The 22,051-nt window shown below is 66.2% G+C and carries 23 protein-coding genes, 4 tRNA genes and 1 pseudogene; 19 read left to right on the forward strand and 9 right to left on the reverse strand.

The features are described from left to right. The first annotated feature begins 77 nt into the window (after positions 1–77). The 4 genes from G1H11_RS02460 (at position 78) to G1H11_RS26805 (ending at position 4,874) form a co-directional block, all read left to right on the forward strand. On the forward strand, positions 78–2,936 hold the full coding sequence (locus G1H11_RS02460) for an ATP-binding protein (RefSeq protein ID WP_163815647.1): 2,859 nt from the start codon (positions 78–80) through the stop codon (positions 2,934–2,936). Positions 2,937–3,399: 463 nt separating this feature from the next. Continuing rightward, positions 3,400–3,969: an AAA family ATPase gene (locus G1H11_RS02465; protein WP_163815649.1), complete on the forward strand. Its 570-nt coding sequence runs from the start codon at positions 3,400–3,402 to the stop codon at positions 3,967–3,969. A gap of 95 nt (positions 3,970–4,064) precedes the next feature. Beyond that, positions 4,065–4,478, forward strand: coding sequence for a GNAT family N-acetyltransferase (locus G1H11_RS02470; protein WP_163815651.1), 414 nt, complete (start codon positions 4,065–4,067; stop codon positions 4,476–4,478). A gap of 54 nt (positions 4,479–4,532) precedes the next feature. Further along, a complete protein-coding gene (locus tag G1H11_RS26805) occupies positions 4,533–4,874 on the forward strand; it encodes a type II toxin-antitoxin system PemK/MazF family toxin (protein WP_343074789.1) in 342 nt (113 codons plus the stop codon). Positions 4,875–4,919: 45 nt separating this feature from the next. Here the strand turns inward: G1H11_RS26805 and G1H11_RS02480 are convergent. From G1H11_RS02480 to G1H11_RS02490, 3 genes are all read right to left on the reverse strand, one after another. Next, positions 4,920–4,991 (reverse strand) — tRNA-Val (locus G1H11_RS02480). Positions 4,992–5,026: 35 nt separating this feature from the next. After that, positions 5,027–5,097: transfer RNA gene (locus tag G1H11_RS02485), tRNA-Cys, on the reverse strand. Positions 5,098–5,127: 30 nt separating this feature from the next. Next, positions 5,128–5,200 (reverse strand) — tRNA-Gly (locus tag G1H11_RS02490). A 163-nt stretch (positions 5,201–5,363) separates the two neighbouring features. Between G1H11_RS02490 and G1H11_RS02495 the strand changes: the two genes are divergently transcribed. Both G1H11_RS02495 and G1H11_RS02500 read left to right on the forward strand, forming a co-directional pair. Beyond that, positions 5,364–6,344, forward strand: coding sequence for a chorismate-binding protein (locus tag G1H11_RS02495; protein WP_163815960.1), 981 nt, complete (start codon positions 5,364–5,366; stop codon positions 6,342–6,344). Then, positions 6,338–7,171, forward strand: coding sequence for an aminotransferase class IV (locus G1H11_RS02500; protein WP_163815653.1), 834 nt, complete (start codon positions 6,338–6,340; stop codon positions 7,169–7,171). The genes G1H11_RS02495 and G1H11_RS02500 overlap by 7 nt, the downstream gene beginning before the upstream one ends. 40 nt (positions 7,172–7,211) lie before the next feature. Here G1H11_RS02500 and G1H11_RS02505 read toward each other — a convergent pair whose 3' ends face one another. Both G1H11_RS02505 and G1H11_RS02510 read right to left on the reverse strand, forming a co-directional pair. Continuing rightward, positions 7,212–7,766: a CGNR zinc finger domain-containing protein gene (locus G1H11_RS02505; protein WP_163815655.1), complete on the reverse strand. Its 555-nt coding sequence runs from the start codon at positions 7,764–7,766 to the stop codon at positions 7,212–7,214. A gap of 101 nt (positions 7,767–7,867) precedes the next feature. Next, entirely contained in the window at positions 7,868–8,287 is a 420-nt protein-coding gene (locus G1H11_RS02510) for an SsgA family sporulation/cell division regulator (protein ID WP_163815656.1), read from the reverse strand. Between the two features lie 149 nt (positions 8,288–8,436). Here G1H11_RS02510 and G1H11_RS02515 point away from each other — a divergent pair. The 4 genes from G1H11_RS02515 (at position 8,437) to G1H11_RS02530 (ending at position 10,753) form a co-directional block, all read left to right on the forward strand. Beyond that, positions 8,437–8,508, forward strand: a tRNA-Val gene (locus tag G1H11_RS02515). Between the two features lie 235 nt (positions 8,509–8,743). Then, on the forward strand, positions 8,744–9,118 hold the full coding sequence (locus G1H11_RS02520; RefSeq protein WP_163815658.1) for a VOC family protein: 375 nt from the start codon (positions 8,744–8,746) through the stop codon (positions 9,116–9,118). 128 nt (positions 9,119–9,246) lie between these two features. After that, positions 9,247–9,984: a VOC family protein gene (locus G1H11_RS02525; protein ID WP_163815660.1), complete on the forward strand. Its 738-nt coding sequence runs from the start codon at positions 9,247–9,249 to the stop codon at positions 9,982–9,984. A 190-nt stretch (positions 9,985–10,174) separates the two neighbouring features. Next, on the forward strand, positions 10,175–10,753 hold the full coding sequence (locus G1H11_RS02530) for a dihydrofolate reductase family protein (protein WP_163815663.1): 579 nt from the start codon (positions 10,175–10,177) through the stop codon (positions 10,751–10,753). Here G1H11_RS02530 and G1H11_RS02535 read toward each other — a convergent pair. Further along, positions 10,735–11,445, reverse strand: a complete 711-nt coding sequence (locus G1H11_RS02535; RefSeq protein WP_163815664.1) for a helix-turn-helix domain-containing protein — start codon at positions 11,443–11,445, stop codon at positions 10,735–10,737. The two genes, G1H11_RS02530 and G1H11_RS02535, sit on opposite strands and share 19 nt — an antisense overlap. Before the next feature lie 83 nt (positions 11,446–11,528). On the opposite strand from G1H11_RS02535, the gene vapB reads away from it, so the two are divergent. The 7 genes from vapB (at position 11,529) to G1H11_RS02570 (ending at position 19,544) form a co-directional block, all read left to right on the forward strand. Next, positions 11,529–11,750 (forward strand): type II toxin-antitoxin system VapB family antitoxin, encoded by a 222-nt coding sequence (vapB, locus tag G1H11_RS02540; protein WP_163815666.1) that lies wholly within the window; start codon positions 11,529–11,531, stop codon positions 11,748–11,750. After that, positions 11,741–12,160: a PIN domain-containing protein gene (locus G1H11_RS02545; RefSeq protein ID WP_216843368.1), complete on the forward strand. Its 420-nt coding sequence runs from the start codon at positions 11,741–11,743 to the stop codon at positions 12,158–12,160. The genes vapB and G1H11_RS02545 overlap by 10 nt, the downstream gene beginning before the upstream one ends. A gap of 220 nt (positions 12,161–12,380) precedes the next feature. Beyond that, positions 12,381–13,442: a phospho-N-acetylmuramoyl-pentapeptide-transferase gene (gene mraY / locus G1H11_RS02550; protein ID WP_163815668.1), complete on the forward strand. Its 1,062-nt coding sequence runs from the start codon at positions 12,381–12,383 to the stop codon at positions 13,440–13,442. A gap of 161 nt (positions 13,443–13,603) precedes the next feature. Beyond that, on the forward strand, positions 13,604–14,167 hold the full coding sequence (locus G1H11_RS02555) for a P-loop nucleotide/nucleoside kinase family protein (protein ID WP_163815671.1): 564 nt from the start codon (positions 13,604–13,606) through the stop codon (positions 14,165–14,167). A 213-nt stretch (positions 14,168–14,380) separates the two neighbouring features. Further along, the gene (locus G1H11_RS02560) at positions 14,381–14,860 is read left to right on the forward strand and encodes a DUF1801 domain-containing protein (protein WP_163815673.1); all 480 of its coding nucleotides are present in this window, start codon (positions 14,381–14,383) and stop codon (positions 14,858–14,860) included. Between the two features lie 424 nt (positions 14,861–15,284). Continuing rightward, complete coding sequence (locus G1H11_RS02565; RefSeq protein ID WP_163815675.1) at positions 15,285–17,543, forward strand: NHL repeat-containing protein; 2,259 nt, start codon at positions 15,285–15,287, stop codon at positions 17,541–17,543. Between the two features lie 12 nt (positions 17,544–17,555). Further along, the gene (locus tag G1H11_RS02570) at positions 17,556–19,544 is read left to right on the forward strand and encodes an NHL repeat-containing protein (protein ID WP_163815677.1); all 1,989 of its coding nucleotides are present in this window, start codon (positions 17,556–17,558) and stop codon (positions 19,542–19,544) included. A 131-nt stretch (positions 19,545–19,675) separates the two neighbouring features. Here the strand turns inward: G1H11_RS02570 and G1H11_RS02575 are convergent, their stop codons facing one another. Both G1H11_RS02575 and G1H11_RS02580 read right to left on the reverse strand, forming a co-directional pair. After that, on the reverse strand, positions 19,676–20,413 hold the full coding sequence (locus G1H11_RS02575) for a carbon-nitrogen hydrolase family protein (RefSeq protein ID WP_216843369.1): 738 nt from the start codon (positions 20,411–20,413) through the stop codon (positions 19,676–19,678). Positions 20,414–20,672: 259 nt separating this feature from the next. Further along, on the reverse strand, positions 20,673–20,918 hold the full coding sequence (locus tag G1H11_RS02580) for a class I SAM-dependent methyltransferase (RefSeq protein WP_163815679.1): 246 nt from the start codon (positions 20,916–20,918) through the stop codon (positions 20,673–20,675). A 19-nt stretch (positions 20,919–20,937) separates the two neighbouring features. Here G1H11_RS02580 and G1H11_RS02585 point away from each other — a divergent pair, with 19 nt between their 5' ends. Continuing rightward, positions 20,938–21,294: a VOC family protein gene (locus tag G1H11_RS02585; protein WP_163815681.1), complete on the forward strand. Its 357-nt coding sequence runs from the start codon at positions 20,938–20,940 to the stop codon at positions 21,292–21,294. A 73-nt stretch (positions 21,295–21,367) separates the two neighbouring features. On the opposite strand, the pseudogene G1H11_RS26810 reads toward G1H11_RS02585, so the two are convergent. Then, positions 21,368–21,610: pseudogene (locus G1H11_RS26810) on the reverse strand (ArsR/SmtB family transcription factor); the annotation flags it as partial. Between G1H11_RS26810 and G1H11_RS02595 the strand changes: the two are divergent. Continuing rightward, positions 21,491–21,928: a zinc-binding dehydrogenase gene (locus G1H11_RS02595; RefSeq protein WP_163815685.1), complete on the forward strand. Its 438-nt coding sequence runs from the start codon at positions 21,491–21,493 to the stop codon at positions 21,926–21,928. The pseudogene G1H11_RS26810 and the gene G1H11_RS02595 sit on opposite strands and share 120 nt — an antisense overlap. Positions 21,929–22,051: the final 123 nt, after the last annotated feature.

Below are 22,051 nucleotides of genomic sequence, written 5' to 3' on the forward strand. Positions count from 1 at the left end.
GTAGGCCGTCGCACGACCGGTGGCGTGATGGGCGGTGCGACCGGCAGTGAGGTGGGGTGGCGCGGCCATGCGGGAGAATGGGGCGCGTGTCGAAGCAGGCAGCCACGGCGGGGATCTCGGCTCGTGAGGTCGAGGTCCTGAACTTGGTCGGGGAACATCGCAGCAATGCCGAGATCGGTGCGCAGCTGTTCATCTCGGTGCGCACCGTCGAGACGCACGTATCGTCCCTGCTGCGCAAGCTCGAGGCCCCGGATCGCCGGGCACTCGCCGACCTCGCGGCCGAGATCAACCAGTCCGAGCGGACCAGCCAGGTGCTGAGCGGGCTGCCGTCGCCCCTGAACCCTTTCATCGGCCGAGCCCAGGAGCGCACCGAGCTGCGCGACGCCGTCCGCGCGCACCGTCAGGTCACAGCCGTCGGCCCCGGCGGTGTCGGCAAGACCCGTTTGGCGCTGGCCGTCGCGGCAGACCTCGCCGGCGACTTCGCCGACGGCGTGTGGTTCGTCAACCTCGTTCCGGTCACGGACCCCGCGATGGTCGGTTCCGCGGTCGCGGCCGCCATCGGTGTGGGGGAGTTGCAGGGCCGCAGCATCGACGACTCGGTGCTGGCTGCGCTGGCCGATCGGCGCTCCCTGCTGGTGCTGGACAACTGTGAGCACCTATCCGACGGGGTGGCGCCGTTCGTCGAGCGCCTGCTCGCGCGGTCCCCACATGTGAGGGTGCTGACCACCAGCCGTGCCCGGCTGACGGTTCCTTTCGAGTGGGTCTACTCGGTTCCGCCGCTGTCCCTCGAAGGACACGGCGACGCCGGCGGGCACGGTGACGCCGGTTCGCCGGATGCTGTCGCACTGTTCATTGACCGGGCCACGGCCGTAGGTTGGACGGTTGAAGCCGAGCACATGGACCAGGTCGCCGACGTGTGCCGGAAGCTGGACGGCGTGGCGCTGGCGATCGAGCTCGCCGCGGCCCGCCTGCCGGCACTCGGGCTCGACGGGCTGGTCGCAGGTCTCTCGGATCACCTGCGCCTACTGGTCGGCGGGTACCGGGCCGACGACCGGCACCGGTCGGTGCGGGCCATGCTCGATTGGAGCCAGGCGCTGCTCACCGGTGACGACCTGACCCTGCTGCAGCGGGTCTCGGTGTTCGTCTCGCCGTTTACCGCGTCAGCGGCCGCGGAGGTAGCCGGATTCAGCCCTCTCGAACCGGGGCAGGTGGTCGACGGGCTGGCCCGGCTCGCGGACCAGAGCCTGCTCAGCGTCGGCCCATCAGCCGGCGGCACCCGGTATCGGGCGCTGGAAACGATCCGCCAGTACGGGGCCGAACAGCTCGCCGCGGCCGGTGTGCTCGCCGCCGCCCGGGCTCGGCATCTGCGCTGGTGCCTGGCTATCGCCAAGGAGCTGGCAGAGGAACCGGAGCCCACCACCGGCGCCTGGCGGGCCACGTTCGACGCGGCGGCCGACGATTTCCGCGCCGCACTGAGCTGGGCCGCGGAGCAGGCCGGCCGGCGCCCCGATGCACACCACCTCGCACTGTCACTGGCGCATCTCGCCTTCACCCGCAACCTGGCCAGCGAGTCCCAGCAGCGCTACGAGCAGGCAGCCGCCTTGACCGACGTGCCCGCCGCGGCGGCTGCCGCCCTTCGGTGTGCCGCGAACGTGGCCGCGTGCCGGATGCGCGGCGACGACGCCTACCGCCTGTGGCTGGCTGCCGCGGACGTCGCTCAGCGGGCCGGAGACACAGCGGCCGCTGCCCGGGACCTGGCCATGGCCACCACCACCTACTTCCGGAAGTTCGGCACCTTCACTCAGCTGCCCCCGCGCGACGAGGCGACTGCGTTGCTCACTCGAGCGCGCGAGCTGGCCGGCGACGACGCGGCGGCGCAGGCCACGGTGGCGCTGGCCGACTGCTCCGCTCGAGGCTATGCGTTCTTCGCCGAACAGGCCGAGCGCACGATGGCTGCATCGGAGATGACCGCACTCGCGGAGCGGGCCGTTGAGCTGGCCCGCCGGCTGGACGACCCGCTGGCGGAGTGTGCCGCGCTCCACGCCCTGATCGGAGCCCAGCGCCGGGCAGGTGACATCTGCGCTGCCGCGGCCACCGCGCGCCGCCGCGTCGAGCTGCTCGACTCGGTGCCGGTCACTCCAGCCACGGCCGACGAGCTGATCGACGCTCTGCTGATCGCCACGGCGACCAGCATCGGCGTCGGCGATCTCCCGTCGGCGCGACGATGGGGCCGGCAACTGCGTGACCTGCCGGTGCTGGCCGGGGTCGGGCACGTCGCGACGTCACGGCTGCTCATGGCCGATGCCCTCGCCGGGCATGCCACTGAGGTCATCGCCGCCAGTGGCCGGTTCCTCGACGCCTGGACCCAGGCGGGCTGCCCACGGGCACCCAGCTTCGGCCCGGTGGCCGCCGCGGTCACGATGATCCACGGTTTGCGCGGTGACCGGGCCGCTCAAACGACATGGCGCGCCATCATCGACCAGCTGGGCGTCACCGCCGCAGACCGAGCCGGTTATAGCCCTACTTTCGACGCCATCGCCCTGCTCCACCATGGACAGCCCACAGTCGCCCTGGAGCGGCTCGACGTCCGGGACGACGAGCCGAACCCGTGGCTCACCGGGATACTGCTCCACTGGCACGTCGCCCTGCGAGCCGAGGCCGCCGTGCTGGCCGGTCACCCCGACGCGACCCACCATCTCGACGCTGCCCGCCCGATCGTCGTCGGGAACCCCGTCGCCGGCGCGATACTCGACCGGGCCGCGGCGCTGCTCGATGACGACCACGAGAGCCTCATCGCCACCGCCACCATGTTCCAGACCGCCGGCTGCCCGTATCAACGAGCCCGCACGCTGATCCTGGCCGGTCACGACACCGCATCGACCGGCCAGGCAGCTCTCGACAATCTCGGACTAACCCCTGTCACCGGCACGAGCTGACCGGGGAATCGAGGAAGTGTCCGGCCGGAATGACTCTGGGAGCGCACCCGGTTAGGCCTGAAGATCCAGAGGCGGCGCCGCCCGGAGCTGGTCCCTCCGAGATGGGCCTGAACCGAAACCTGCAAGGAGGAATCGGCCGTGCGACCGACCCTTCACACGTTCACTTCGACCGCTCAACGAGACGGTGATCACAGGCTTGTGGAGTGTGACCAAGGCAGCCATGAGTGGGCAGCGTGTCGATCCGTTCGACCGGACGACGGCAGGGTGAATTACGGCTCGCACCGAGGGGAACGGCGCTGGCTCGGCCAACGACTTGCCCTCCGAAATAACACCCGAGCCATACGCGTGGTTCGTAGATCTGGGTGATCTCACGGGCGGTTCTGGGGGACCAGCGGTGACGGCACGTCATACTACTGAATCCCATGTCGGTTGACTATGTTCGGCTGGAAGTTGGAGGTTCTCAATGTATCGAGGCTTGTTGCTAAGTGGAGTCGCCGGCGTTGGGAAAACGACGATCTCCACTGCGATCGGACGGACTCTCGGCGCTGCTGGAAAGGTCACCGCGCTTGTCGACACCGACGCGCTTGCCCAGTTTGGGCCAGCGCTGGAGGGCAAACCGCAGGTGGAGCGCCGAGCGTTCTATGACCGCATGAAGTGCGTCAACCTGTCCTCAGTCTGGACGAACTACAAGGCGTTCGGCGCCCATTTCATAGTCGTAGCTGGTGGCATTGACAGTCTCACCCTGCGCGAGCAATACGCGACTAGCCTTACTGGCTGTGAGGTCAAGTTGTGCCGGTTGGTGGCCCCTACGGCGACCGTCCGCCAGCGTCTCCACAATCGAGAGGAAGGGGCGAGGACTGAACGGCTTCTGGCGACACTCACACGGCAAGAGGCCCAGTTTGATGCAGCCGCTATCGAGGATTTCTTCGTCATCAATGACCGGAGTGCCACCGAGGTTGCCTGGGAGATCCTCGTCAAGGCGGGATGGGTCGACCCTCTCGAATCAGGTCCAACGGCTCCACAGGTGGGTTAGCGTTTCAAGCTCTGCAGCTGACGAGGCCGCGCTAATGAAGAATTCGGGTTGACCCGGAGCGCAGAACCGGCCCGGACGAACGACATGATGTACGAATGGACCCCCGCATCACGATGGCCGACCCGTACTGGCTGAAACTGGCAGTTAGTAAGTTCATGGACGCTGGTGCCGGCGAGGTCTATTCAGAAGCGCCAGGCACTCTGACCTTCGTGGCATCTGCCGGCACGACGATCTACGGATGGGCCTGGGGATATCACCTTGTCCGGCCAGATGACTCGTCGATGCTGTACCTCCATCAGATCGAGGTAGACGAGTCGCATCGCCGCAAGGGAATCGGCCGGGAGCTTCTGCGCGCCTTCATGGCAACGGGAGCGGCAGCCGGCGCTACGAAGATGTTCCTCACGACCGGGGCGGACAACTTCGCCGCACGGTCCCTCTACGAGGCGATGGGTGGCGGGTTGGCATCACAAGGCCCGACCGTCAACTACTGGTTCCGGCTCAGCGGGTGAGGGGCGGTTGCTGGTGTCGAGTCCCTACAGGTGTGACTGCTCTGTACGTGGCTCGTGTCGTTCGGTGCGGCCCGACAAGGCGAGCCCGGAAAGAACAGACCGGTGATCGTGGCGTCCGTTGACCAGATCAACGCTGGCGTTCCCGATGAGCTGTTGGTGGTTGTGCCAGTGTCGAGTTCACGGACGCCCTCGCCATTGCGGCCGGAAGTCTCACCGGGCGAGGGTGTCGAGACGGCAAGTGTCGCGGTTGTTCGAGCAATCCGGGCAGTGTCTCGAGGTCGTTTCCTTCGCCGTCTCGGCGAGGTGAAGCCAGAGACCATGGCGAGCGTCGAAGGCGCGCTAAGCATGATCTTGGGCATCGAGATGGCCCGTATTGCGGACTATGAAGGCGACTAGACGCTCGGCGTCGCCCACGTGAGGCCTGACCTGCATATGTGCGGGTGGGCGATACTGGGATTGAACCAGTGACCTCTACCGTGTCAAGGTAGCGCTCTCCCACTGAGCTAATCGCCCGCTGCCATTGATTCTTCGGCTGCTGTGTGTCAGCGAGGTGGAGACGGGATTTGAACCCGTGTAGACGGCTTTGCAGGCCGTTGCCTCGCCTCTCGGCCACTCCACCGAGGTGAGGCCTGGCTTGGGCCTCAATCCGAGCGGACGACGGGATTCGAACCCGCGACCCTCACCTTGGCAAGGTGATGCGCTACCAGCTGCGCTACGTCCGCGTGCACCTGTCCCGCCGTTTCCGGCGGACCGGGCTGCGGAAAGAACATTAGCCCATCCAGGCCTCTGGATCCAAACAGGGTGCTGGGATTGACGAAAAGTGTCGGGCATCGGCCGCATCGGGTAGCGTCACCGGACGTGGACGGTTCGGAGCTCGTGCGTCCGATGGCGCATCTCGGAGGGATGCTTGCCACTGGCCTGTCCGAGGTCACCGACGACCTGACGGTGCTGGACGGCACCGGTCGCTGGGCTGTAGTCGTGACGTTTGAGGGAACCGCAGTCTGTGCCAGATTCGACACATGGGAACAAGCCCCGCTGACCGACGTCGGCGCCTGGCGCGGGCCGGGACTGGGGGAGTGGACCACATCACTGGACCGGGCCGGCTACGTAGCGGCGGTCCAGGAGGTCCGGGAACGGATCGCCGCTGGGACGGTGTATCAGGTCAATGTGTGCCGCGTGATGCAGGCACCGTACCGAACGGGCGCGGACGGGCTGCTGCATCTTGCGGCCCGCTTGGCGGAGCGGCACGACGCGCCGTTCGGCGGTCTGGTTCAAGTGCCCGGCGCACACGTGGTGACGGCGTCGCCTGAGCTGTATCTGCGTCGTCGTGGTGGCACGGTCTGGTCGTCGCCCATCAAGGGGACGGGACGGACAGAGGCCGACCTGACCGCCAAGGACGAGGCGGAGAACGTGATGATCGTCGATCTGGTCCGCAACGACCTGTCGCGCGTGTGCCGCCCCGGGTCCGTCGCCGTGGAGGAGCTGCTGTCGGTGGAGAAGCACCCGGGATTGGTGCACCTCGTCTCGACGGTACGGGGAGAACTTCACCAGGGCGTGGGTTGGGCTGAGCTGATTCATGCCACTTTTCCACCGGGTTCGGTCAGCGGGGCGCCCAAGTCCAGTGCGCTCGACGCGATCGCGGACCTCGAGCCCGCGCCGCGTGGGCCCTACTGCGGCGCCGTGGGATGGGTGGACGCCGACACCGGCGAAGGTGAGCTGGCCGTCGGTATCCGGACCTTCTGGTCGGACGCGGACACACTTTGCTTCGGGACCGGAGCGGGCATCACATGGGGCTCCGATGCCGAGCGGGAGTGGGCCGAGACGGAACTGAAGGCCGATCGTCTCGTAGGCTTGGCCTCGTGCTGATCTGGGTGAACGGTGAGATGTCTCCGGCCGCGGAAGCGACCGTGAGTGTGCTGGACCACGGATTGACCGTGGGTGACGGTGTCTTCGAGACGACGAAGGTGGTGAACGGCGTCCCGTTCGCCATGGAGCGGCATATCGCGCGCCTGGCTCGTTCAGCCGCTGGGCTGGGGCTGCCTGCCCCCGACGGGACACTGCTCCGGAAGGCGATCGCGGAGGTTCTGGACGCACTGGGCTCACCGCCGTTGGCGCGGATGCGCATCACCTACACCGGTGGAGTGTCGCCGCTCGGGTCGGCGCGGGGAGACTCGTCGCCGACACTGGTCGTCGCTTGTGTGCCGGTCGAGCCGTATCCAGCCACCACCGCTATCGCCACCGTCCCGTGGCGACGCAACGAGCGTGGCGCCACTGCTGGGCTGAAGAGCACGTCGTACGCGGAGAACGTCATCGCGCTGGAGCGTGCCCACTCGCTGGGCGCCAGCGAGGCCATCGTCGCCGACACCCAGGACAGGCTGTGTGAGGGCACCGGCAGCAACATCTTCGTGGTCGTCGACGGCAAGCTGCTGACGCCCTCTCTCGCCACCGGGTGCCTCGCGGGTGTCACGCGGGCGCTGGTCCTGGAATGGACCGAGGCGGAAGAGGCGGAACTGGACTTCGACGTGCTCCAGCGTGCCGAGGAGATCTTCCTCACCTCGTCGGTCCGTGACGTGCAAGCCGTCGACGCGGTGATCCACGACGGCGAGCGTCGTGAGCTCGACGCTCCCGGGCCGGTGACACGGCGGGTGAGCGAAGAATTCGCGCGGCGTAGCGCCGAGACTACGGAGCCCTAGCTCAGGTTGCCGGCCGGCGAAGGCGTACGGCTCGTCGCGCTCAGCCCGCAGCGCGGCGTCGCTCCCGATAGGCGGCGACATGGAGGCGGTTTCCGCAGGTGCGGCTGTCGCAGTACCGCTTGGAACGGTTGCGCGACAGGTCGACGAGGACCCGCTGGCAGTCGGGAGCGTGACACTCCCGCAGGCGCTCCTGTTCGCCGGCGACGACGACGAATGCCAGCGCCATGCCGCTGTCGGTGAGCAGGTGCTCGGCCAGTTCGGCGCCGGGCGCGAAGTAGTGGATGTGCCAGTTGTAGCCGTCGTGGTCGGTCAGCCGCGGGCACAGCCGCGCCTTCGCCAGCAGATCGTTGACCAGAGCTGAGGCTTCTTCGGTCGTGTCGGCGAGGAAGATCTCCCGCAGCTTGGGACGCAACGCGTGTACGTGACGAAGATCACTGGCGTTCAACTCGCCCACGTCGCTGATGACGTGCTCGGCGACGAAAGCGCGCAGGGCGTCCACATCGGGGAGGAGCTCCTGGCCAGCGATCGCCGGATCAGTATTGATCAGGTCGACGACGATGCTGAGCGAGTTCTGTACGTCGTGGCTGAAAGTCACGGCCTACCTCGGGAGACGGTTGTCGGTTGGCCGACCGTAGACCGCAACGCCGTCAATGCACAACACCAGGTCCGGATAGGTACCTTTTGGAAACCCGCTCGTTATGCGCCGTCGAGTAACGAGACGAGCGCAAGGTCGATGCCGAGCAGCGCAGACTCCGCTCCCGGCGGCACCACTCGCCACGTGCGGGCGAGAAACTCCTCGACCTGCGACGCCGACGCCAGGATGTAGGCGTCGCCGTCGGGGGAGGACAGCCTGATCTGCAGGGCGGGCAGGCCGGCCTCATCCTCGGTGGGCCAGAGCGAGATGTCCCCGATCCCTGCCCGGCCGTCAAGACCCTCGGCGAGGAGATCACGGGCGAACACCCAGCTGACCGGAGATTCGGATTGGGCGTCGAACACCACTGTCACCGCTAACGGATCACGTGCGGAATAGTGGAACTGCGCAGGTAGCGGACGTGAGCCGGTCTGGCTGCTCAGGAGCCGCAGGGTCATCGGGTACGAGACCGTCATGTGTTCCATGCCCCCAAGACGGAAAGTCAGGGGACTCGTGACGCAGCTTTTGTAACGAGTAGATAACGGAATGACGAGGCGGTGACATGCCGGTGCGTGAGCTGGCCGGGGCCAGTTGGGCGTGGGGTTCGGAGTGGGGTATGGTTTTCCTCGCGCCCGGGCGATTAGCTCAGCGGGAGAGCGCTTCGTTCACACCGAAGAGGTCACTGGTTCGATCCCAGTATCGCCCACTCGTATTTTCCCAGCTGGATGGCCTGTCGATCACCGTTATCGACGGCTGCATCTGAAGATCATTTCCTGTGGTCCGGGGACGCCCCTGTGGGCGGCCCCGCACCGTGCTACGCCCCTCTGTCCCGATCCGGCACCGCAACCGGAATTCTTTCGAAGATTACGTGGCAGGCCGTCCATATGCGGTTCGGCAGCGGGATAGGCTCGGATCGCGTCGGAAAGGGAGAGGAGCCGCAGATGATTCGCAGGCTTCAGGCAGTCGCGCTGGACTGCCCGGACCCGGTACGGCTCGCGGAGTTCTACGCGGAACTTCTCGGCGGGCAGATCGTGATGGACCCGGACGTACCGGACTGGGTGGAGGTGCGCGGGTTTGAAGGGACTCCGCTGGCCTTCCAGCGGGTGCAGGGCTACCGCCCACCCGAGTGGCCAGGGGAGCAGATGCCCCAGCAGGTACATCTGGACTTCGATGTCGACGACATCGAGGCGGACGAGAAGCGAGCGCTGGAGCTCGGCGCGACCGTGCTGGAGCGTACGGACCAGGTGCGTCGGGAGGCCAACTGGCGGGTCTACGCGGACCCGGCGGGCCATCCCTTTTGCCTCTGTCTCCACTGAGACGACCGAGACCACCGCGCTCATTGAGGCGGGATCGGAACGGGTGAGCGTTCCGCGGCGGCCACACGCCTCGATGGTGATTTCTGAAACATGCCTCGCAGGTCAGGTCGGGTATAGGGTCGTGCGCCATGGCGTTGCGACTTGTTCAGGTGAATTTCAAAGCTCGGGATGACTCAGCACTCGGCCGGTTCTGGGCGGAGGCGCTCGGCTGGGGTGTTTCCAGCGAGGGACCCGGTGTGACCAACGTTGAACCAGTGGACTTCGTCTGGCCGGACCCGGTCGCCGTCTGCATCGATGTCGTCACTGTCCCTGATCCCGAAACGGTGAAGTACCGCACGCACCTCGATCTCGCCACCACCTCGGCTGCCCATCAGGCGGAGTTGGTCGCGCGTCTGCAGGAGCTCGGTGCGACGCCAGCCGACATCGGCCAGGGCGACGTGCCGTGGACCGTCCTGGCCGACCCGGAGGGCAACGTGTTCTGCGTGCTGGAGCCTCGATCGATCTACCAGGACACGGGGCCGATCGCCGCCGTGGTGGTCAACTGCGCGGATCCGCGGGCCATGGCCCGGTTCTGGAGCGAGGCGATGGACTGGACCTTGCACGAGGTGAACGACGATTATGCGAGGTTGCGCTCGGCCAAGGGTGTCGGTCCGTATCTGGAGTTCCTTCGCACGCCCGACGTGAACACGGTGCGGCACCGTGTCCATCTCGACCTGAAGCCGTACTCCGGTGACGATCAAGCGGCAGAGGTAGCCCGGTTGCGGGCGCTGGGTGCCACTGACGCCGACGTTGGCCAGGGCGATGTGCCATGGATGTGCCTCGCCGACACGGAGGGCAACGAGTTCTGCGTCCTTACCCCGGGCTGACACAGAGTCTCGAGTTCCACTCTCCAGGCTGGCCGGCGGTCGCGCGGGCCTGAGCCCACAGAGCGACGGTGCCGTTGTCGTTTCTGTCCAAGACGGCCGCGGCGGCCTCCGTCTACCGTAAGCGCGAGAGCACCGCCGCGGTGCGCAGGCAATTCGCCCCACCATCTCGACCATGAGGAGAGAAAGCACCATGCGTCATCTGGTTTACACAGCGTTCATGTCGCTCGACGGTGTCGTGGACTCGCCCGGTGGCGGGCCAGACGAGGAACATCGGAATGGTGGCTGGGTGGTTAAAGACCTCGAGTTCGTGCCCGAGGCTTGGTCGATCAAGAGCGAGGAACTCGCCGACACGACGGCGCTGATGTTCGGGCGCCGAAGCTACGAGGTCTTCGCTCCGGTCTGGCCCGGTTCAGAGGACCACGCCGCGTACAAGGATCTGCCCAAGTACGTGGTGTCGTCGACGCTGCCCGACGACGCCGTCGTCGACGACTGGGGCCCGACGACGATCCTGCGCTCGACCGAGGACGTGGCCGCGCTCAAGGAAGGCGAGGGTGGCGCGATCTTTATCCACGGCAGCGCGGAACTTGCCAGACGGCTGTCGGACGAGGGTCTGATCGACCAGTACAACCTGCTCGTCTTCCCGGTACTGCTCGGGGCCGGAAAGAGCCTCTTCAGCCGGTCGGACAGGGACAAGCAGGTTCTGCGCCTCAGGGAGTCCGAAACCTACTCGAACGGGATCATCAAACTGATTTACGACGTCACGCGCTGATCCAGAGTCAGACCGATCGCGCCGCCGGTGCCGTCGTGGAGCTGCCCTGCCGTACGTCCGACGTATGAGCGCAGGGCACGGGCCAGATGCGGCTCGTCGAAGTAGCCGAGTTTGGCGACCACGTCGACGGCGGGGTCGCCGGCGGCCAGGAGCTCCGCGGCGGTGCGAGCGCGCTCGATCTGCCGTATGGCGCCCTGGGTGAGCCCCGTTGCAGCTCGGAACCGGCGTTCGAGCGTGCGGCCCGAGACGGCCGGGCGACGGCCACCGAGAACCTCGGCGACGAGCGGATCGCGGACGACGATTCCGGACCGGACAAGACGATCGACCAGAGCCTCGGCGTCGTCGGGGCCTGGCGTCTCCCAGCGCGCACCGTCCAGCCGGAAGGTGCGGCGCGTGGTGTCGGGGAGTTCGACGCCACCGTCGACCAGTGCCGTCGTGGGCACGGCCCGGAGCGAGGTCCCCACGGCGAACTCGATACCCATGAAGGTCGCGCCCTCCGGCACCGGCGCGGTGCCCGTCCTGGTCTCGGGACCTGTCACGCCCGCGTACGCCCGACCCTCATGCTCCCAGAACACCAGGCCCCAGCGCACACCTGCCACGGAGGTCATCTCAGCGACCAGCTCGCTCCTGCAGGTCCACACGATGTCGAACCACGGCGAGTCGGACTCGCGTGTGTCGAATAGCAGGCCCACGGATGCAGAATACGCCGTTTGCCACGCCGCTTGTCGTGGCGTTGGCCCAAGGGTGATATCGTGTGCTATCGGAGGTGGCCGTCATGACCGACTTGCTGATTCGCAACATAGATGAGGATGACCTGCGGCGGATCGACGCCAACGCTGAACGGCAGGGACTGTCGCGGAGCGAGTACCTGAAGCGCGAGGTGTCGCGGCTCGCCCAGATCGGCGCGCGGCCTGCGACGCGTGTCGACCTGGCTCGTTCGGCGGACCTGTTCGCAGATCTGGCTGACGAGTCGGTGATGGAACAGGCGTGGTCGTGACCGATCTTTGGGTCATTGACAAGTCTGCCTACGTACGTCTCAGTGCATCGCCAGATGCCGACCAGTGGTTGGATCGGATTAACCGGGGATTGGTCCGGGTGACCACTGTGACGCTGTTGGAGATGGGCTTTTCGGCCCGATCCGGTCGTGACTGGCGGGTCGGGATTCAGGAGCCGCCAGCGGCGAGTCTGCCGGTCGAAAACCTGACTCCGCGCATGGAAGCGCGTGCGGTCGAGGTGCAGGGGTTACTCGCGGCGCAGGGACACCATCGTGCGGTGAAGATCCCTGACCTGCTCGTCGCCGCTGCCGCCGAACTCGCGGGGCTTGCCGTCCTGCATCTGGACAAGGACTTTGATCTCATCGCAGAGCTCACGGGCCAGCCCGTCGAACGCCTCCAGGGCGACTTCTAGATAGCAGAGCAGCTAGCAAGCTTCAGAGCGAAGTCTCGGCACGAATCTGAGTCGTACCATCCACCAACCAGTCCACTCGACGTGGTGCGTGGCCTCAGGGCGGGTGCGAGCAGATTGGTGTTCGAGGTCCGCTATCGTCGTGGCGGAGAACGCTGCGGTGCACGCGGGCAGCGGGACCTGAGCAGTCCCTGATGCGCTGATGGATAAAGGAGAACGCTAGGTGACTGCTCTACTCACCGCGGCCGTCGTGAGTCTGGTGGTCTCGATTCTCGGAACTCGGGTAGCGATCCAGGCGCTTGTCCGGCGTGGCTACGGCCAGCCGATCCGGGACGAACTCTCGACAAGCCATCAGACCAAGCGGGGCACGCCCACGATGGGCGGGATGGTGATCATTCTGGCGGCGCTTGCCGGCTACGCGGCGGCGCACCTGGTCCGTCCGTCCGAGCCCTCGGTCTCGGCGCTGCTTGTGCTCGGCCTGATGGTCGGGCTCGGCCTGGTCGGGTTCGTCGACGACTACATCAAGATCTTCAAACAGCGGAGCTTGGGCCTGCGCAGTCGGGCGAAGACGGCTGGGCAGGTGGTGGTAGCGCTTGCGTTCGCGCTTCTGGCGATCCGGTTCGAGAACGACCAGTCGTTGACTCCGGCGTCGCAGGCTGTGTCGTTCCTGCGCGACACCCCGATCGTCCTGCCGGCCGTGCTGTTCGTCGTTTGGGCTCTGCTGATCATCTCCGGTACCTCGAACGCGGTGAATCTGACCGACGGCCTGGACGGCCTAGCCACAGGCGCGTCGGTCTTGGTCTTCGGTGCCTACACGCTTATCGGGATCTGGCAGTTCAACCAGAGCTGCCTTACCGCTCCGGGACCGGCGTGCTACGACGTGCGCGACCCGTTCGACCTTGCCGTCGTGGCGGCCGCGCTGGTAGGCGCATGCTTCGGGTTCCTGTGGTGGAACGCATCCCCCGCCAGGATCATCATGGGCGACACCGGGGCGCTGGCGCTTGGCGGAGCAATGGCCGGACTGGCCATCACCACCCGCACCGAGCTGCTGCTCGTCATTCTCGGCGGCCTGTTCGCGATCATCACCATGTCCGTGGTGCTGCAGGTCGGCTACTTCAAATTGACCGGCGGCAAACGCCTGTTCCGGATGACGCCGCTCCATCACCATTTCGAGCTCAAGGGCTGGAGCGAGGTCACGATCGTGATCCGCTTCTGGATCATCGCCGGCCTCTGCGTCGCCATGGGCCTCGGCATCTTCTACGCACAGTGGGTCGTCGGGACGTGAGCACGGCCGCGTCTTTCGTGCTCGAAAGCGGAGTGCCCGGTCTGGCCCGGGGGTCGTACCGCTTGGTATCGATGGGTCACGACGACGATCTCCTCCATGATCCGTTGGTCACGTCACGTTTCCCTTCGATGACCGCACCCCGCAGCCGATAGCATCCCAACGTGCCCACGATCACGTACCTGGTTGGACCGCCTGCCGTTGGCAAGCACACCATCGGTAGCGAGCTGGCGGATCTAACCGGAGCGGCCCTCATCGACAACCACCTCGTCAACGACCCCATCTTCCGGGCGTACGGTGCCGACGGTCGTACGCCCCTGCCCGACTGGGTGTGGGAGCTGGTGGAGCGAGTTCGCGAGGCGACGATGACCGCGGTGACGGACGCTCGTCCGGAGGTGAGTCACATCTTCACGAACTACCTCAGCAGCGAACCAGAGGACGAACAGTTCGTGCAGATGCTTCGCGACACGGCTGCGGGACGGGGAGCTCAGTTCGTGCCGGTATGGCTCACCTGCCCAGAGGACGAGCTGGTACGACGCGTGGCGCTGCCCGGGCGAGCGGAGCGGCACAAGCTCCGGGATGCCGACGCCCTGAGGACTATTCTGCGCACGCAAGGAGTGCTGCCTGCACCGCCGGACGCGCTCGTGCTTGACACGTCCGCCATTCCTTCACCCGAGGCAGCTCAGCGCATCGTCGATCACACTCACGCGGCATTGAGTATGGATTAGAACGCATGGCCGGCCGTGTTCGCCGGGATCACGGACAGCACGGTCCGCGCACGTGGTCCAGGTAACCCCTTGGTTCGAGGCGTTGAGCTGTATTCGGGTTGACGACCGGTGGTGCCGTTGATCGGTCAGGAATCGAGAAGTGCCAATCGTTCAGGGCGTTTAGTGTGAACGCAAATCGCACGGATCACCGGGACGAGCCGAGGAGCACCGTTGATGGCCAAGGCATCGAAATCTGACGAGAAGAACAAGGGCGCATCGCCCGAGGAGAGGTTCTCCGAGCAGGAGCGCGCCGCGATCAAGGAGCGGGCCGCGGAGCTGAAGACGCAGGGTCAGCGTGGCCGCAGCGCGGACAAGGCTGCGGCTGACGAGGCGGATGTGCAGGCAAAGATCGCTGAGATGCCGGAATCCGATCGTGTGCTGGCTGAACGTGTGCACGAGATCGTGACGACGGAGGCTCCTGAGCTGGCACCGAAGCTGTACTACGGGCAGCCTGGCTACGCCAGAAACGGGAAAGTCGTGTGCTTCTTCCGCAGCGGGCAAACGGACAAGGAACGGTACTCGACGTTCGGGTTCAGCGCGCACGCGAATCTGGACGATTCCAGCGGACTCTGGCCGAGCTCGTATGCCCTGACCGAGCCGAGCGAGAAGGCCTGGGAGAAGCTCGCTGAGCTCGTCAAGCAGGCCGTGAGCTGACCGATCGGCTCATAGGGATCTTAGATCGACGAATCGGCCCCAGGGCACGTTCAACGGTGGAAAGTTCTTTCAACGGTGGAAGACTCTCTAGGCCCTGGCCCACATGATCTTCCATCGCTGAAAGAACCCTCCATTGATCACAGGGTGCTCGGCCCGAACCAGCCCTGCCATGACCGCGACCCGCGAACTTGGACTCGGCGCCGGTGCCGATGGTCTTGTCCTTGTCGCCGTCAGGTGTGGCGGCACCTGCGCATCGTTCGCCTTTAGAGACGCATACCTCCATTTCGGTCATCTCAATCGAGATGCGGCCAGCCTAATTGCGTGATTGGGGATTGCTCAAATCTGATTGATTGATTACTCTGCCAATCAGATTCGATCCCCCGTCAAGCTCCAGGCTCGCCTATCCGACCATGGAGGACGATCCATGATCCGTCGATTTACCCTGGCCACGCTCCTGTTCGCCGGACTCCTACTCCCGGCCAATGCAGCCGCTGGTGCCGAAGACACAGAGTGGGCCATCGAAGACGTCGGCCCAGCCAGCGTCGCCACGCCCACCGGTTCCGGACACTTCATCGACGACATTCTTTGGTTCTCGACCCGGCTGACCTCTCCGACGTCGGTCGTCGGACTGGACCCTGCGACCCGAGAGGCTGTCGCGCAGGTCGATCTCCCGGAAGGGCAGGGCGCCTGGGTGACCGCCGTGTCCGGCACCGACGTCTACGTCGGCACCTACACGCCGGCCAAGGTCTACCGGGTCGACACGACCACGGGCACGGTCGACGAGATACTGACCGCGGGCGGCTCGGGCGCCGTCATCTACGCGATGGTGGTAGCCCCTGATGGCGTCGTGTACACCGGCACCTACGCATCGTCCGGTGGACGGATCTTCTCTTATGATCCGGCCACCGACGCCGTCACCGACCTGGGCGTCATCGTGGAGGGCCAGGACTACGTCAGGGCGCTTGAAGTCGATGAGGACTATCTCTACGCGGGCATCGGATCTCGCGCCCACCTCGTCCGCATCGACCGGTCCACTGGAGCCGTCTCTGACATCACGCCATCGTCGCTGGACGGCGCGACGTTCGTGTCGTCGCTTGCATTGCACGAGGGCACGCTGCTGGGCGGCATTTCACCCCGCGGCCAGCTGCTCGCCGTGGACACGACGAACCCGGATCGGAACGAGCTGGTTCAAGCGCCGAACGAACGCTTCGTGGTGGCCGTCACCGGTGCCGAGCCCGGAGAAGCGTATTTCGCGGCCCGCCCGTCGGGCACGTTGTACCGGTACTCACTATGGAGCGGCACCGCCGAGGCGGTAGCGGTCCCCGCGCCGGAGATGGCCGCAAACGGCCTCACCTACCACGGCGGACTGGTGTGGGGACTGGTCGACGGCTCGGCCTACTCGTTCGACTCGAGCACCGGAACGGTCACCGGCTACTCACTGGACGCGGCCGGGGTTCCGGCCAGCCCAGAGGGACCAATGGCGATGGCGGCCGACGACCAGCACGTCTACGTCGCCGGCGCGGCCGGTGTCCAGGTGCACGACATCGGCACCGGCCAGAGCGTCCGGCATTTCGTGCCAGGGGAGGCGAAGTCAATCACCCCGGCCGGAGACATCGTCTACTTCTCCGTGTACACCCAAGCCCTGATCTACTCCTTCGATCCGCGCAGCGGTGACCTGGAAAAGCTGGCCGACATCGGCAACGAGCAGACCCGGCCGAGAGACTCGCACTACCAGGCAGACGCGGATCGGCTGCTGGTCGGTACTGAGCCTGACTACGGCAAGTACGGCGGCGCCCTGGCCATCTATCACGCCGATAGCAATAGCCTGGACGTCTACCGCAACATCGTGCCCGATCAGACCATCTCCGCGGTGACGGCCGACGGCGGCGTCGCCTACATTGGCAGCGACATCACGACCGGGCTGGGCACCAACCCGATCGCCACGCGAGCGGAGCTCGCCGCTGTCGACATCACGACCGGCGACGTCATCTGGTCGATCCCGGCTCCCGCCGGCGCGATCGCCGTCACAGACCTCATCACCATCGGCGACCAGCTCGTCGGCATCACCTCCACCGGGCTGCTCTTCGGCGTCGACCCGGCCATCCGCACCATCACCTGGACGAAACAGGCCGGCACCCGCGGCGGGCCGCTCACCCTCACAGCCACCGGGGTGTACACGAGCGACGGAGACACGGTCTTCCGGGTCACCTGGACAGATCTGTCGCACGCACCGGCTGTCGTGCCGGTAGCCTCGGGCTTGGCCGGCGAGTGGTTTGGCCGGCCGACGGTCGTCGCCACCCCGGACGACACCACCCTCTACACCACCCGCGGCCGGACGCTCGTCCGGATCGCGGTCCCTGCACACGCGCACGTGTCCCTCACCACCGAAACCGGCGCTGCACCCCTCAACGCGGGCGACGAGGACGGCTGGCGGGCGCACGCCGCCGTCACCGTGACCGACCCGTTCGGCCGGCCGCTGCGCGGGGTCCGGGTCGAGGGCCACTGGGAACCGCGGCCCGCGCCACGGGCCGCGTGCGTGACCGACGACGCCGGCCAATGCACGGTGTTCCGGACGGTGCGCGACACCGAGTCGGTCACGCTGTCACTCTCCGTCCTCCGCCACCGCGGCCTGCCAGACGGACGGGTCGAACTCGATGAGACACACGTCATTTCCCGGTCCTGAAGGAGGGTCATCATGCCCGAGGTGAACAGGCGATCGTTCTTCCGCACAGCAGGCGTCGGCGCGCTCGCCGCCGGTGGGTTCGCAGGTGCCACCGCACCAGCGTGGGCAGCCGCCGCACCGGCTCGTAACGTGCCGCATCCCGAGCTGTTCGGCACCGCCGCGCGAACGGCGGCCATCGTGGGGATGGCCGTTGACGGCACCACCGGCTATTTCGTCACGCGCGGCCAGACTCCACCCAAGCTCGTCACCGTCGATCTGGTGGCTCGCAGCGTCGAGCGGATCGACCGGCTGGACCGCGGCGACGGCGGATGGGCCGCGACGTTCTCCGGCGGCAAGGTCTATGCCGGGACCTACCCGTTTCCGGACCTCTACGGCTACGACCCAGCGACGCACCAGGTGGACTTTCTCGGCCAGATCGGGCCGAACGGCGGGTTCGTGTGGTGTCTTGCGACGGCTCCAGACGGCACCGTCTACGCGGGCACGTCGCCGCGCGCGGAGGCATGGGAGTACCAACCGGCTACCGGTGAACTCCGCAATCTCGGCCGAGTGGCGTCGGATGTCGAATTTGCCCGGGTCATCGCCGCCGATGACCAGTTCGTCTACGTGGGCACGACGCCGATCCGGCACATCATCCGGATCGACCGTGCCAGTGGCGCGATGACCGACATCGTTCCGGCGCAGGTGAGCGGTCCGGGCGCCATTGGAGCTATCGTCGCCGCGGGCGGGCGCGTGCTGGCGACGGCAGGAAACGATCTGATCGACATGGCGCCGGACGGGTCCGACGTCACTGTCATGTCCACCCCGGACAGCCCACGGATGATCGACTCCTTGACCGTCACCGCGGACGGGGAAATGTACTGCTCAGGCCGTGGTGCCGGAACGGTCTACCGGCGCGAGGGCGACGCGCTCGTCGTCGTCGGAACGCCCAACCCGGGGGACGAGATCCGCGGCATCAGCAAGCTCGACGATTCCACCCTGGTCGGCTGCGGAGGCAGTGGAGTCCTCTGGTATCTGGACCTGAACGACGGCAGCACCGAGCTGTTCGACCTCACCGATACCGACGTCGCTGGGCCGGACCTCGCCCAGTCCATCGCCCTCGACCCGGACGGCTCGGTACACGTGGGCGGCCACTTCTATGTCACCGTTCACCGGCCGTGGCAAGGCAGCTCCCGCCGGATCCGGGTGTCCGGCGAAGCCAAGGCGCTGCTCCCGCACGACGCCGGGAAGGTTCTGTGTGCGCTATATCCAAGCGGTGAGATTGTGGACATTGAGCCCGCCACCGACGACGTCCGCTCTATCGGTGTCATCGGCCACGGACAGCAGCGGCCGTGGGAGATCGCCTACGACGCAGAGCGGAATCTGGCCGTCATCGCCAGCGCCGCCGCGTCGGGATACCTGGATGGAGCGCTGACGCTGCTTGACCTGAGCAACGGGGAGATGGAGGTATTTCCAGGGGTTCTGCCCGACCAGAGCATCCTCTCCGTCGCCGTCGTGGATGGGGTGGCCTACCTGGCCGGAGACACGTGGGGCGGCGGCAGCGTGCCACGGGTCCGGGACACCGCCCAGGTGGGTGCGTTCGACCTCGACACCAGGACGATGCTGTGGCGAGCGGAGCCACTGCCTCAGATGCAGAGCATGCAGCACGTCGACGTCCACGACGGCGTGCTCTACGGCGTCTACAAGCGCCTGAGCGGTACCTGGTTTGCCATGGACCTGGAGACCAAACGCGTCGTTCACCAGGGCCAAGTCAGTGGCTACGGCGAGATCGTCGTCCGCCATGACAAGGTGTTCGCGGCCACCAATTTCGGGGACAACATCTACTGCATCGGTCCCGGTCTGGACGAGGCGCAGCTACTTGTGGAGGGACTCGTGGCGAGCTGGATGACCGTGCCGCAGCTGGAGTTCGAGCCGCGGTACTGGCACGCATGGGGTCTGGCCGGACGCGAGCTGGCTCGGTTCGACCTGCACCCACGGCACTGGAGACCGGCCGGCACACGATGACCGCCCCCGGGGCCCGGCGCGGAGCCGCCGGTGACTGTTGGTGTTCACGACCGGTGTAGCGATGTCCGCCGCCATCGAGGCCACGCAGGCCGTGGCGCCCCAGAGCGGAAGACGACGCGGCTCGGTGAGAGTCAGCTGATGTCGGCGACGGCCATGCCCGTCGTCATCAGAGGAACCTCCGCCACTACTTCACCCCGCGGGTTGATGATGCTGGTCGGACCCAAACCAATGCGACACTCATCGCGCTCGCCGGTGACGTCTGCCGACACCAACCACATCCCGGCCTCTCGCGCTCGTTCAGTACGAATCGTGTTGTGCAGATGCTTCCAGTGATGTGCGGCGTCCCGGCGCATCATGTTCTGCGCTGGGACGAGGAGAAGCTGCGCGCCCTGTGCTGCGATGGGGGCGGCGGCTTCGGCAAATTGAGTGTCGTAACAGATGTTGATGCCGAACCTGATCCCCTGCATCTCGAACGTGGGGTAGGCATCACCTTTGTGGAACAAGGACTCACCAGGCACGAGGTGCGTCTTGCGATAGACGCCCATGAGCCGGCCGCGAGTGACGACTACGGCGGTGTTGAAGTACGTTTGGCCGTCCTGTTCGATGACACCGAACACGAGCGTCGGCTTAAATCGTTCCATCCGCCTCAATACAGAGCCGAACCTGGGGGAGCCGAGATCCACCGCGTGTTCATGTACGTGCTGCTCCTCGACCAAATAGCCTTGCAGGAAGCACTCCGGGAACAGCAGCAGATCGACGCCTCGTACATCGGCCTCCGTCGCGAAGTCTTCGATGCACGCCAGCGCTGGCTCGATGTCGCCCAAGATCTCCGCCGTTTGGCAGGCACCAATCCGCAACGTCTCGCCCACGCTGTGATCGTAAGATGCGAGGCCCAGAACCCGAGCCGTATGCGTGCCTTGGCGTTCGACCGCCGGAAGCCTTCGCCACGCGCCACTTGCCAATGCACCTCGAACGGCTGTGGCAGCTGCCCTTACTGCCGTCGGCGGCGAGCGGGCCTAGCGCCAGCCGAGTCCAGAGCACCAAGCCGCCAGAAATGGGTTCTCCAGAGGCCACGCCGAGTGTGAACGGGTCGGTGCCCCGTAGTGTCTTCGCGGCCGCTAGCCGAACTCAAGCCGGTAACAAAGCGACGCCCTCGATTGGAGCGTGGGCGAAGAAACACGGGTGCAGGATCGAGAAGGCGACGACGCCGTCCCGCGTCAGTGAGGCGCGTACGTCGGCCACGAGCCGGCCGAGTTCTGGCAGGTCCATCAGGACCATGTGTGCGACGACCCGGTCGGGATGCGCGTCCCATGTGACATCCTGGCATCCCCATGAGCGAGAATTGCCGGTGTACCGGCTGCGGATCGTCCGCAATCGCGCCTAGCATGCCGTTATGGCTATCGCACGATTTCCAAGCGTCGTCATCGACTGCCCGGACCCAGCGGCTCTCGCCACGTTCTACAACGCGATGCTGGACTGGAAGATCGACGTCTCCAACGACTGGGCCGACATCCGCGGCGAGCAAGGTCAGTGCATCTCGTTCCAGCAAGTGCAGGACTACACCCCGCCTGCGTGGCCGAATCAGCAGGTGCCCCAGCAGATGCACCTCGACGTGATGGTGGACGACCTTGACGCAGCGGAGGCCGCCGTCCTGGAACTCGGGGCTACCAAGCACGATCACCAGCCGGGAACGTCGTTCCGGGTCTTCCTCGACCCGGCGGGCCATCCCTTCTGCCTGTGCGTGGACTGACTCTGAACGATCTCAGGCGACGGCAGCGGAGCGGCTCGCCTCGACACCCGAGGTGCCGCGTCCTTGATGCCGAGGTGAGGGCATCGAGCAAGCCCGGGAAAGCCTCGTCCATCTCGGCCCGCCGCAGGGAGTTCATCCGTGCGGTTCCGACGTAGTACTGCCGGATCAGGCCGGCCTCCCGCAACACCGTGAAGTGGTGGGTGGCGGTGGACTTGCTGACGGCGATGTCGAAGTCGCCGCATTTGATGTCCTTGTCTCCGGCATCGAGCTGACTCACGATCCTCCGGCGTACCGGGTCGACGAGAGCCTCCAGCACCTGCTGGACCTAGCCGGTGCCGTGGCCTCCGGCGGAACGCTGTTTCTGTGGGGTGCGCAGAGCGGGCGGCCGACGCCGTATCCCGGCTTCGACCTCGGCATGCCAGCGTTGAGTGTGCGCACGTACACCGTGCTGGAGACCACCAGGGATCCCGTGAGGATGCGGCGCGCCGTAGCCTTTGTCAGTTCGGGCCTGCGTACCGGCGCCTTTCGCCCCGTCATCGACCGGCTGTTCCCGCTGGAGAAGATCGTGGAAGCGCATCGCCACATGGAGTCCAACAGTCAGGTCGGCAAGATCGTCGTCACGGTTCCGCGCTGACGCGCGCCGGGAGGACGGCGAAATATAACGACACGTGATCTCGTCGTTATATGTTTGTGATCTTCTGAGGTCGGGTATGTCCCTCTTCGTCGGCGCTGTCGCTTATTGAGATCCGTGGTCCGG

The sequence above is a fragment of the Phytoactinopolyspora alkaliphila genome (genome assembly GCF_010550695.1).
Lineage (GTDB): Bacteria > Actinomycetota > Actinomycetes > Jiangellales > Jiangellaceae > Phytoactinopolyspora > Phytoactinopolyspora alkaliphila.

Excerpts from the sequence above, each read along its gene's own strand:
- G1H11_RS02460 (WP_163815647.1), top strand. The coding sequence starts at position 78 with ATGGGGCGCGTGTCGAAGCAGGCAGCCACGGCGGGGATCTCGGCTCGT.
- G1H11_RS02465 (WP_163815649.1), top strand. The coding sequence starts at position 3,400 with ATGTATCGAGGCTTGTTGCTAAGTGGAGTCGCCGGCGTTGGGAAAACG.
- G1H11_RS02470 (WP_163815651.1), top strand. The coding sequence starts at position 4,065 with ATGGACCCCCGCATCACGATGGCCGACCCGTACTGGCTGAAACTGGCA.
- G1H11_RS02495 (WP_163815960.1), top strand. The coding sequence starts at position 5,364 with ATGGCGCATCTCGGAGGGATGCTTGCCACTGGCCTGTCCGAGGTCACC.
- G1H11_RS02510 (WP_163815656.1), bottom strand. The coding sequence starts at position 8,287 with ATGGAACACATGACGGTCTCGTACCCGATGACCCTGCGGCTCCTGAGC.
- G1H11_RS02520 (WP_163815658.1), top strand. The coding sequence starts at position 8,744 with ATGATTCGCAGGCTTCAGGCAGTCGCGCTGGACTGCCCGGACCCGGTA.
- G1H11_RS02525 (WP_163815660.1), top strand. The coding sequence starts at position 9,247 with ATGGCGTTGCGACTTGTTCAGGTGAATTTCAAAGCTCGGGATGACTCA.
- G1H11_RS02530 (WP_163815663.1), top strand. The coding sequence starts at position 10,175 with ATGCGTCATCTGGTTTACACAGCGTTCATGTCGCTCGACGGTGTCGTG.
- vapB (WP_163815666.1), top strand. The coding sequence starts at position 11,529 with ATGACCGACTTGCTGATTCGCAACATAGATGAGGATGACCTGCGGCGG.
- G1H11_RS02560 (WP_163815673.1), top strand. The coding sequence starts at position 14,381 with ATGGCCAAGGCATCGAAATCTGACGAGAAGAACAAGGGCGCATCGCCC.
- G1H11_RS02565 (WP_163815675.1), top strand. The coding sequence starts at position 15,285 with ATGATCCGTCGATTTACCCTGGCCACGCTCCTGTTCGCCGGACTCCTA.
- G1H11_RS02570 (WP_163815677.1), top strand. The coding sequence starts at position 17,556 with ATGCCCGAGGTGAACAGGCGATCGTTCTTCCGCACAGCAGGCGTCGGC.
- G1H11_RS02585 (WP_163815681.1), top strand. The coding sequence starts at position 20,938 with ATGGCTATCGCACGATTTCCAAGCGTCGTCATCGACTGCCCGGACCCA.